Origin of the sequence: uncultured Caulobacter sp., from assembly GCF_937900395.1 — a bacterium.
Lineage (GTDB): Bacteria > Pseudomonadota > Alphaproteobacteria > Caulobacterales > Caulobacteraceae > Caulobacter.
This window is the reverse complement of record NZ_CALCDX010000222.1, coordinates 1-6843: the sequence shown is the minus strand read 5'-3', so window position 1 is coordinate 6843 and position 6843 is coordinate 1. Positions and strand designations below refer to the sequence as shown.

Sequence of the window (6843 nt, the reverse complement as noted above, 5' to 3'; positions counted from 1 at the left end):
GCCACCTTCCCGGGACGCTGGCGGATAACGGTCGCGCGGAGCGTCGGGCTTCGTCAAAACGGTAACAACACAAAGAATTCCGGACGTCGTCCGGCGCTCCGCGTCCCTTTCCAGACCTTCAGCGGCCGCCCGCGTGAAGCGCGGCGTCGCGACTCGATGCTAGAACGGGCTGGCGCTGGACGAACAATGCTCGCACACTCGTTTGAAATGGCCGTCTCGGGCCAAGTAAGAAGCGCGAACGAAGGCGCGGGAGGAGTACAGGGATGACGGAGCGTAAATCGTCATGGGCGCTGGCCAGGTTCGCCTCACCGGCCGTCCCGATCGCGGCCATGGGCCTGCCGCTGGTCGTCTATCTCCCTGAGTATTACGTCACCTCGCTGGGTCTCTCCCTGACCACGGTCGGCGCGGCCTTCCTGATCGTGAAGCTGGTCGACATGCTTCTGGATCCGGTTCTGGGCGGGCTGATGGACAATACGCGGTCGCGTTTCGGCCGCTTCCGTCCTTGGCTGGCCGCTGGCTCGCCGGTGATCGCGATAGGGTCCTACGCCCTGTTCATGGCCCAGCCGGGCGTCGGCCCCCTTTATCTGTGGTTCTGGCTGTCCGTCGTCTATGTCGGCTACTCGATGGTCGTGCTCTCACAAACCGCCTGGGGCGCGGTCCTGTCCAGCGACTACCAGCAGCGCTCCCGCGTCTTCGCCTGGTGGCAGGGCGCCAATGTGGTCGGGATGATCCTGGTGCTGTGCCTGCCGCCGATCGTGACGGGGGTGTTCAAGGGCGATCATCTGGACAGCATCGCCGCCATGGGTTGGTTCATCGTCGTGCTGGCGCCGCTCGCGGTCCTCCTCGCCGTGAGCACCGTCGGCGAGCCTCTAGCGCCACCCAAGCACGGAAAGACGGGCCTCAAGCAGTATCTCGGCCTGCTGACTCGGCCTTCCGTGCGGCGCCTGCTGATCGCTGACCTGCTGATGGGCCTCGCGCCCGGCATCGCCGGCACGCTGTTCCTGTTCTTCTTCGAGCGGATGAAGGGCTTCGACAAAACCCAGTCGGGCGTCCTGCTGCTGATCTATTTCATCGCCGCCCTGGCCGGCGCGCCGATCTGGCCGATGCTGGCCAAGCGGATCGGCAAGCACAAGGCGCTGGCCGTGGCCTCGGTCGTCTACGCGTTCGTGCAACTGGCGACCGCCTTCATGCCGCCCGGAGAAGTCGTGCTGGGCATGATCGTCCTGATCCTGGCGGGCCTGCCCTACTCCGCCGCGCAGCTGCTGGTGCGATCCATGATGGCCGACATCGGCGACGAGGAGCGGCTGATCAGCGGCGTGGACAAGACCGGCCTGCTCTACGCGATCGTCACCGGCACGGTGAAGTTGGGTTACGCCCTGGCCGTCGGCGTGTTCATTATCCTGGGCGCGATGGGCTTCGACCCGAAGACGCCGACCGCGGCGGGCGATGCGGCGCTGGTCGGGCTGTACGCTTTCGCCCCGGCGGCGCTGGGACTGGTGGTCGCGGCGGTGATGATGCGCTATCCGCTGGATGCGAACCGTCTCGCCGAGATTCAGCGCCAGCTCGCGGCGCGGGACGCGGCCGAGGCCTCGTCGAAGCCCGCAGCCGAACCGGATCCCAATGCCCCCGCAGCCAACGCCTTCGTCGCCCCCGCCGAGTGAAGACCAGAGCCCGATCGCTCGACTGGTCGAGATCATGGCCCAGCTCCGGGACCCGAACGGCGGCTGTCCGTGGGACCTGGAGCAGACCTTCGCGACCATCGCGCCCTACACGTTCGAGGAGGCCTACGAGGTCGCCGACGCGATCGAGCGCGGCGACCTGTCGGACCTGAAAGAGGAGCTGGGCGACCTGTTGCTGCAGGTCGTCTTCCACGCGCGGATGGCGCAGGAGCAAGGCGCGTTCGACATCAACGACGTCGCGACCGCGATCTCGGACAAGATGATCCGCCGCCACCCGCACGTGTTCGGTGACCATGCCTATGAGAACCTTTCGGCCCAGGTCGAGGGCTGGGAGGCCCTGAAAGCTCAGGAGCGCCAGGCCAAGGCCAAGCACGGCGTGCTCGACGACGTGCCCACCGGCCTGCCCGCCCTCACCCGCGCCGTGAAACTGACCAAGCGCGCCGCCCGCGTCGGCTTCGACTGGCCGACGGCGGCCGAGGTGCTGGAGAAGCTCCGCGAGGAGACTGAAGAGATCGCCGTCGAGATCGAGGCCGGCGACATGGCCAAGGCGCGCGAGGAGCTGGGCGATATCCTGTTTGTCTGCGCCAACTTGGCGCGGAAACTGGATGTCGATCCGGAAGACGCCCTACGCGCCACCAACGCCAAGTTCACGCGCCGATTCGCCTTCGTCGAGGCGGGACTGGTGGAGCGCGGCAAGACGCCGGACCAATCGGACCTCGCCGAGATGGACGCGCTGTGGAACGACGCCAAGGCGGCGGAAAAGACTAAGCCCTAGGTGGCCGCCGGCTCGATGCGGGCGTCGGGGAACTGGCGCTCGAACCGGCCCAGAGCCTGGCCGTCGAGACGCGCGACCAAAGTGACCTCGCCGCCTTCGCCGTCATAGCGGCCCAGCACGCGGCCGTTGCGATAGATCCAGGCCAGGGCCTGGCCGTCCTGCGGCCCCAGACGCACCTCGACCGGCGGGGAGTCGTCGATCAGCCCGCCGACCCGGCGCAGCAGGGCCTCGCAGCCCTCGCCGGTGACGGCCGACACCGCCGAGGCCCCGACGCGGCGCGCCTGGCCCTCGATGATCTCGCGGTCGTCCTCCGACAGCAGGTCGATCTTGTTCCAGACCTCGACCACGGTCTTGCCGCTGTCGAGGGTGACGCCCAGCTCCGACAGCACCGTCTCGACATCGCGGGCCTGGGCCTCGCTGTCGGGATTGGCGACGTCGCGGACGTGCAGGACGACATCGGCCTCCTGCACCTCCTCCAAGGTGGCGCGGAAGGCCTCGACCAGCTCGTGCGGCAGGTCGGAGATGAAGCCCACGGTGTCGGACATGATCGCCGGCCGGCCATCGGGCAGCTTCACGGTCCTCAGGGTCGGGTCCAGCGTCGCGAACAGCATATCCTTGGCCAAGACCTCGGCCTCGGTCAGGCGGTTGAACAGCGTCGACTTGCCAGCGTTCGTGTAGCCGACAAGGGCGACGGTCGGATACGGGACCTTCTTGCGGGCGCTGCGATGCAGGGTCCGCGTCCTACGCACCTCCTCAAGCTCCTTCTTGAGCTTGATGATCGTGCCCGCGATCAGACGTCTATCGATTTCGATCTGGGTTTCGCCAGGACCGCCGGTCGAGCCCGTGCCGCCGCGCTGGCGCTCCAGGTGGGTCCAGGTGCGGACGAGGCGCGAGCGCTCATATTCCAGCCGGGCGAGCTCGACCTGAAGTCTGCCTTCTCGGGTGCGGGCGCGGCGGGCGAAGATCTCGAGGATCAGGCCCGTTCGGTCCACGACCTTCACCTCCAGCGCCTTTTCGAGATTGCGCTGCTGGATCGGCGTCAGCTGGTCGTCGAAGACGGCGACGTCGATGTGCTCGACCTCGCAGATCGAGGCGAACTCCTCGACCTTGCCCTTGCCGAACAGGGTCGCAGGCGTGACAGCGCGAAGGGGCGCGATCAGCGCCTCCACGACTTCGAGATCGAGCGCCACTGCGAGGCCGACAGCCTCTTCCAGCCGGGAATTGGGATCCCGAGCTTCGGAGGCCGCCTGACCGCGCAGTTGCCGCGCCGGATGGATAACGAGCGCCTTCAGGATCGGCGCGGCGTGGTCAATCGACCGGGATGTGGATTTTGACAAGCGTCTCAGTCGTCGGAGTCGGCGCTGGGCTCATAGAGCTGGACAGGCTGCGCCGGCATGATGGTGGAAATGGCGTGCTTGTAGACCAGTTGCGACTGGCCATCACGACGCAGCAGGACGCAGAAATTGTCGAACCAGCTGACCACGCCTTGCAGCTTCACGCCGTTGACGAGGAAAATGGTGAGCGGCGTCTTCGACTTGCGCACGCTGTTCAGGAACGTGTCCTGGAGGTTTTGCTTCTTCTCGGCAGACATCGGGGGTTCCCCTCTCATTGTTCACGGAGGGCCACACGCCCCCCACACAAACAGGTCCATGCTAGATGATTTTTCGCTGAAAGCGACAAGGTCGCAGCGAAAATTTCCGCAAGGTCACGCGACGAACCGACGCTCCTGGCTAAAATTGCTCAGGCTTCAGACGGCTTTCTCACGTGCTCGCGCTATATAGGCGCCCCGAAGCTTCATCGCCACTGGGCCAGGCTTTCCGTCCCCAAGCTTGACCCCATCCACCTGCACAATCGGCGTCACCAGCGAACCGGCCCCGGTGATGAAAGCCTCCCTAGCCGCTTGCGCCTCGGCGATCGTGAAGGGCTTCTCGCTGATCGGCAGACCCGCGTCTCGGATGACCTCCAGCAAGGTCGAACGCGTGACGCCGCGCAGGATGTTCGCGTTCGTGTCGCGAGTGCGGAGCATCCCTTCCGCATCCACGATCCAGGCGTTGGACGACGCGCCCTCGGTCACCAGGCCCATGTCGTCGACGAACCACGCCTCGACCGCGCCGCGCTCACGAGCCGCCTGCTTGGCCAGCGCATTGGGCAGGAGGCCGATCGACTTGATGTCGCAGCGCGCCCAACGGTTCTCGGGGACCGAGATCACCGAACCGCCCTTTTCGGCCTTGGCGTTGGTGGCGGCGCGGTCGATCGGCTTGGCCGTAATGACCACGGACGGCGGCACGGCGGGGTTGGGGAAGGCGTGATCCCGACGCGCCACGCCGCGTGTCACCTGCAGATAGACCAGGCCCTCGCGCACCTTGTTCCGTCGCACGGCCTCGCGCAGAACCAGGGTCAACGCGGCCTCGCTCATCGGGTGCGCGATCCGCAGCTCGTCCAGGCTGCGCCAGAGACGGGCGAAATGGCCTTCGGCGTCCGCCAGCTTGCCGTCGAACACCGCCCAGACCTCGTAGACGCCGTCGGCGAGCTGATAGCCGCGGTCCTCGATGTGAACGGCGGCCTCGCCGTGACGCACGAACTGACCGTTCACATAGGCGAAACGCGACATCTACTCTTCCTCTTCGGCCCGGGCGCCGGCGACACCCAGGGACTTAAGCTTGCGGTGAAGCGCCGAGCGCTCCATGCCGATGAAGTTGGCGGTGCGCGAGATGTTGCCGCCGAACCGCAGGATCTGGGCGTTCAGATACTCCCGCTCGAACAGCTCGCGCGCCTCGCGCAGCGGCAAGGCGATGATCCGCTCGGCGCCGATCGCGCCGGCGTTGCCCGCGCCCGGCTGATCGCCCCCGGACAGCATCTCGGCCGTGATCACATCGCCGGGCTCCCCGGACGCCATGATCAGCATGCGTTCGACGTTGTTGCGCAGCTGGCGGACATTGCCAGGCCAGGTCTGGACCTGAAGCGTCGCCAGAGCGTCCTCCCCGAGCCGGCGGCGCTGCAGACCGGTCGCCTCGCTGATCCGCTCGATGAAGAAGTTGATCAGCTCCGGAATATCCTCGCGCCGCTCGGCCAGGCCGGGCACGCGGACAGGCACGACATTCAGGCGATGGAACAGGTCCTCCCGGAAACGGCCGGCCGCGATCTCGTCGCGGAGGTCGCGCGACGTGGACGAGATCACCCGGACGTCGACCTGAACGTCGTTATCGCCGCCGACGCGGCGGAAACGCTGCTCGACCAGCACCCGCAGGATGCGCCCCTGGGTCTCGCGCGGCATGTCGGCCACTTCGTCGAGATAGAGCGTGCCGCCGTGGGCGCGCTCGAACACGCCGATCTTGCGCGGCCGGCCGCCCTCGCCTTCCTCGCCGAACAGTTCGACATCAAGCCGCTCCGGCGCCATGCCGGCGGCGCTGACCGCGACGAACTCCTGGCGCGAGCGGGTGCTGGCGCCGTGGATCAGCCGCGCCACCAGCTCCTTGCCAGAGCCCGGCGGACCGGACACCAGCACGCGGCTGTTGGCCGGCGCCACCTTCAGGATCATTTGGCGCAACGCCTGGGCTGGCGCCGACTTGCCGATCAGGCCATCGGGGGCGAGGGTCTGAGCGCGTAGCCGGCGGTTCTCGCGCCGCAGGCCGGCGGCCTCCAAGGCGCGCTCCACCACCAGCAGCAGTCGGTCCGACTTGAACGGCTTCTCCAGGAACTCGTAGGCGCCGCGCTTGATCGCGCTAACCGCGGTCTCGATGTTCCCGTGCCCCGAGATCATGATCACCGGAAGATCGGCGTCGAGCAGATCGGCCCGGAACTTGAGCACGTTCCACAGGCGGTCGTCCACCGTGCCCGAGGCGTTCAGGACGTGGACGGTGCAGTCCCGGCGCTGGGTGACCCGGTAGATGCGGTCGCTGGCCTGGATGATGTCGCCGGGCGACCAGCAGGTCTGGAGGAAGACGAGGTGGGCGGCGACCTCCAGGTTGAGGCCGGTACCCCCGGAGATGATGTTGGCCACCAGCACCTGGGCATCGCCCGCCCGGAAGGCGTCCTGGGCATCGACCTTGGCCTGGGGGGTCATCCCGCCGACCACCTGGACCACGGTGGTGCCGTTGGCGGCGAGGTGGCGGGTGAAGTTGGCGATGGCCGACTTGTGCCAGCCCATCACCACGACCTGCTCCCCGGCGTCCACCAGGGCCTGGACGTACTCGGCGCTGGCCGCAGCCTTGGCCTTGCCCGCCTCCTTCCACAGGAGGTTGAGCTTGGTGATGGCCTCGGCCTTGCTGGCACGCTTGAGGGCGTCGTCGCCCTGGGCCTCGGCCACCCAGGCGAGGAAGCCCCGCTCCATGCGGCGGTACTCGCGCAGGTCACCGTTCAGCTCCAGGTCCCGCTCGACCCACACCTTGG

5 protein-coding genes and 3 pseudogenes are annotated in these 6843 nt (G+C 67.3%); 2 read left to right on the top strand and 6 right to left on the bottom strand.

The features are described from left to right. Window positions 1–140: pseudogene (locus Q0379_RS20150) on the bottom strand (hypothetical protein); the annotation flags it as partial. 123 nt (window positions 141–263) lie between these two features. Between Q0379_RS20150 and Q0379_RS20145 the strand changes: the two are divergent. Continuing rightward, on the top strand, window positions 264–1661 hold the full coding sequence (locus Q0379_RS20145) for an MFS transporter (protein ID WP_299015920.1): 1398 nt from the start codon (window positions 264–266) through the stop codon (window positions 1659–1661). Further along, window positions 1621–2454 (top strand): nucleoside triphosphate pyrophosphohydrolase, encoded by an 834-nt coding sequence (mazG, locus tag Q0379_RS20140; RefSeq protein ID WP_299015917.1) that lies wholly within the window; start codon window positions 1621–1623, stop codon window positions 2452–2454. The genes Q0379_RS20145 and mazG overlap by 41 nt, the downstream gene beginning before the upstream one ends. Here the strand turns inward: mazG and hflX are convergent. From hflX to Q0379_RS20115, 5 genes and pseudogenes are all read right to left on the bottom strand, one after another. Then, complete coding sequence (hflX, locus tag Q0379_RS20135; protein ID WP_299015914.1) at window positions 2451–3791, bottom strand: GTPase HflX; 1341 nt, start codon at window positions 3789–3791, stop codon at window positions 2451–2453. The two genes, mazG and hflX, sit on opposite strands and share 4 nt — an antisense overlap. A gap of 5 nt (window positions 3792–3796) precedes the next feature. Continuing rightward, entirely contained in the window at window positions 3797–4045 is a 249-nt protein-coding gene (hfq, locus tag Q0379_RS20130) for an RNA chaperone Hfq (protein WP_013079113.1), read from the bottom strand. Between the two features lie 156 nt (window positions 4046–4201). Then, entirely contained in the window at window positions 4202–5065 is an 864-nt protein-coding gene (locus Q0379_RS20125; RefSeq protein ID WP_299015910.1) for a D-amino-acid transaminase, read from the bottom strand. Continuing rightward, window positions 5066–6238, bottom strand: a pseudogene (locus Q0379_RS20120) (sigma-54 dependent transcriptional regulator); the annotation flags it as partial. Window positions 6239–6391: 153 nt separating this feature from the next. Beyond that, window positions 6392–6601: pseudogene (locus Q0379_RS20115) on the bottom strand (hypothetical protein); the annotation flags it as partial. Window positions 6602–6843: the final 242 nt, after the last annotated feature.